A 3,734-nucleotide genomic window follows, 5' to 3' on the forward strand; every position below is an offset into this window, starting at 1 on the left:
CTCGCTGGGCCAGACCCCGGAGTGCGAGAGCGAGCCCACCGAGGCGCGCAAGGCGATCATCCTGGGCGGCGGTCCCAACCGGATCGGCCAGGGGATCGAGTTCGACTACTGCTGCTGCCACGCCGCCTTCGCGCTCGACGCTATCGGCGTCGAGTCGATCATGGTCAACTGCAACCCGGAGACCGTCTCGACCGACTACGACACCTCCGACCGGCTCTATTTCGAGCCCTTGACCGCCGAGGACGTGCTGGAGCTGATCGCGGTTGAACAGACCCGCGGGACCCTGCTGGGCGTCATCGTCCAGTTCGGCGGCCAGACGCCGCTGAAGCTGGCCCAGGCCCTGGAAGACGCGGGCATCCCGATCCTGGGCACCTCCCCCGACGCCATCGACCTGGCCGAGGACCGCGAGCGGTTCCAGCAGCTGCTGCACCGCCTTAAGATCGCCCAGCCGGTCAACGCCATCGCCCGTTCGCGCGACGAGGCCTTCGCCGGGGCCCACAAGGTCGGGTATCCGATCGTGATCCGCCCCTCCTACGTCCTGGGCGGGCGGGCCATGGAGATCATCCGCGACGACGAGCAGCTCGAGCGCTACGTCAACACCGCCGTGCAGGTGTCGGGCGACAGCCCCGTCCTGATCGATCAGTACCTCAGCCGCGCCACCGAGGTGGACGTCGACGCTCTTTGCGACGGCGAGAGCGTCTTCGTCTGCGGGGTGATGGAGCACATCGAAGAAGCTGGCGTGCACTCGGGCGACAGCGCCTGCTCCATGCCGCCCTTCTCGCTGAAGCCCGAGACCATCGCCGAGCTGAAGCGCCAGACCGAGGCCATGGCCTTCGCGCTCAACGTGCGCGGCCTGATGAACGTGCAGTTCGCCATCGAGGAGCCGCACTCGGACGCCCCGCGGATCTATGTGCTGGAGGTCAATCCCCGCGCCAGCCGCACCGTGCCCTTCGTCGCCAAGACCATTGGCCAGCCGATCGCCGCCATCGCCGCCAAGGTCATGGCCGGCGAAAAGCTCTCCAGCTTCAATCTGGTGGAAAAGCGCTACGACCACGTGGCCGTGAAGGAAGCCGTCTTCCCCTTCGCCCGTTTCGCCGGCGTCGACACCATCCTGGGCCCGGAAATGCGCTCGACCGGCGAGGTCATGGGCCTGGACTGGATCCGCGAGGGCGAGACCTCCAGCGCGCCGGCCTTCGCCCGCGCCTTCGCCAAGAGCCAGCTGGGCGGCGGCGTGATCCTGCCCAAGTCCGGCTGCGTGTTCGTCTCAGTGCGCGACGACGATAAGACCTGGATCAAGGAACCGGTGCGCATCCTGATCGAGCTGGGCTTCCGCATCCTGGCCACCTCCGGCACGGCCTCCTACCTGGCTGGCGAGGGCCTGGCCGTGGAGATCGTCAAGAAGGTGCTGGAAGGTCGCCCGCACATCGTCGACGCCATGAAGAACGGCGAGGTGCAACTGGTCTTCAACACCACCGAGGGCAAGCAGTCCCTGGCCGACAGCTTCGCCATCCGCCGCACCGCCCTGATGATGAAGACCCCTTACTTCACCACCGCGGCCGGCGCCCTGGCCGCCGCCCAGGCCATCGCAGCCACCGTCGAGGACACCCTGGAAGTCCGCCCTCTGCAGAGCTACGCCTGAGGCGACTGACGTCTTAGGAGGGCGATTGGCCGAGACCGTCCTGCGCGTGATCCTTGGCGATCAGCTGTCGACGCGCCTCGACGTCGTGGCCGGCGCCAGCAAGGCGCACGACGTCTTCCTGATGGCCGAGGTGATGGCCGAGGCGTCCTACGTCCGCCATCACGTCAAGAAGATCGCCTTCCTGTTCTCCGCCATGCGCCACTACGCCGCCGCCCTGCGCGCGGCCGGCTACGCGGTTCGCTATGTCGACCTGGAGGATGAGGACAATAGCCAGAGCCTGGACGGCGAGATCTTGCGCGCCGTCAACGACCTGGGTCCGGCCCGCGTCGCCATCACCGAACCGGGCGAATGGCGACTGCGCGAAGGCTTCGAGGCCTTGCGGCTTGCCCTCCCCGTCCCGCTCGACATCCTGCCGGACACTCGGTTCCTGTGCTCTCACAAGAGGTTCGCCGCCTGGGCGGACGACCGGCGCGAACTGCGGATGGAGTACTTCTACCGCGAGATGCGCCGCGACCACGACATCCTGATGCAGCCGGACGACAAGCCCGTCGGGGGTCGCTGGAACTTCGACACCGAGAACCGCAAGCCGCCCAAGGCGGGCCTCAGCTCGACCCGTCGCCTGAGTTTCAAGAAGGACGCGATCACCCGCCAGGTCTTGGACCTGGTCGCGAGACGGTTCCCGGAGGGCTACGGCCAGCTGGAGCCCTTCCATTTCGCGGTCACCCGCCGCCAGGCCCTGCGCGAGCTGGATCACTTCATCGCCGAGGTCCTGCCGGGCTTCGGCGACCATCAGGACGCCATGCTAAAGGGCCAGCCCTATCTGAGCCACTCGCTGCTGGCGGCCTATATCAACGCCGGACTGCTCTATCCGCTGGAGGTATGCCGCAAGGCCGAGGCGGCTTTTCGCGAAGGCCGCGCGCCGCTCAACGCGGTCGAGGGGTTAATCCGCCAGATCTTGGGCTGGCGAGAGTTCGTGCGCGGCGTCTACTGGCGCTTCATGCCAGGCTACCTTGAGACCAACGCCCTGGACGCTGTCGAGCCCCTGCCCTGGTTCTACTGGAGCGGCGAGACCCGGATGGCCTGCATGGGTGAGGCGCTGGCTCACACCCACGAGCACGCCTACTCCCACCACATCCAGCGCCTGATGATCACCGGCAACTTCGCCCTGCTGGCCGGTTTGGACCCGAAGGCGGTTCATGAATGGTACCTGGCCGTCTACGCCGACGCCTATGAGTGGGTCGAAGCGCCCAACACCCTGGGCATGGCGCTGCACGCGGACGGCGGGATCGTCGCTTCCAAGCCGTACGCCGCCAGCGCCAACTACATCCGCCGCATGAGCAACTTCTGCGAGGGCTGCGCCTATGACCCGACCGTCTCGGTGGGCGAGCTCGCCTGCCCGTTCAACGCGCTCTACTGGGACTTCATCGCTCGACACCGGGAACGGTTCAGTCACAACGCCCGCATGCCCTATGTCTACGCCAACTGGGATCGCATGGGCGCTGAGAAGCAGTCGGCCCTGCAGCGCCAGGCCCAGGCGCACCTCGCGGCGATGCGCGACGGCCGGTTGTAGCGCCTGGCTCCTTGCCACCGGCGCTCGAAGGCGATCCACTGGCGCCATGACCGATGACACGCGTGAACGCTCCCGCCGCACCCTCGAAGCGGCGCGGCTCCACTACGAAGCCGACCCCTCCCTGGCCCACACCGTCTGGTACGGCCGGGTGCTGGGGTTCCGGTTCCGGATCGAGGAGGCCATTGCGGTGTTCAGCGAGGGGCTGGAGCGGTTTCCGGATTCCTTCGAGTTGCTGCGCCAGCGCGGCCACCGCTACCTGTCGACCCGACGGTTCGCGGAGGGTGAGGCTGACCTGGCCCGCGCCGCGGCCCTGATCGAGGGGCGGGCGGAGTGGATCGAGCCGGACGGGCCCGGCAACGAACTACCGGTGCCGGCCACCAGCATCCAGTTCAACACCTGGTATCACCTGGCCCTTGCTCACTACCTTCAGGGCGCGTGGGACAAGGCCGAAGCGGCCTACCGGCGCTGCATCGCGTGGGTGCGGCCCGACGACTATGACGGCCTCACCGCCTGCCATGACTGGCT

At 67.6% G+C, this 3,734-nt stretch carries 3 protein-coding genes; all 3 read left to right on the plus strand.

What is annotated here, in order from left to right:
* Positions 1 to 1,639 (plus strand): carbamoyl-phosphate synthase large subunit (gene carB, locus RMO04_RS13615; RefSeq protein WP_309645312.1); only part of this gene is annotated, 1,639 nt, incomplete at its 5' end.
* Positions 1,640 to 1,664: 25 nt separating this feature from the next.
* On the plus strand, positions 1,665 to 3,209 hold the full coding sequence (locus tag RMO04_RS13620) for a cryptochrome/photolyase family protein (protein WP_309645313.1): 1,545 nt from the start codon (positions 1,665 to 1,667) through the stop codon (positions 3,207 to 3,209).
* Between the two features lie 46 nt (positions 3,210 to 3,255).
* The coding region (locus RMO04_RS13625; RefSeq protein ID WP_309645314.1) for a tetratricopeptide repeat protein at positions 3,256 to 3,734 on the plus strand (479 nt) is incomplete at its 3' end.

The sequence above is a fragment of the Phenylobacterium sp. genome (assembly GCF_031412415.1).
Classification (GTDB): Bacteria; Pseudomonadota; Alphaproteobacteria; order Caulobacterales; family Caulobacteraceae; genus Phenylobacterium.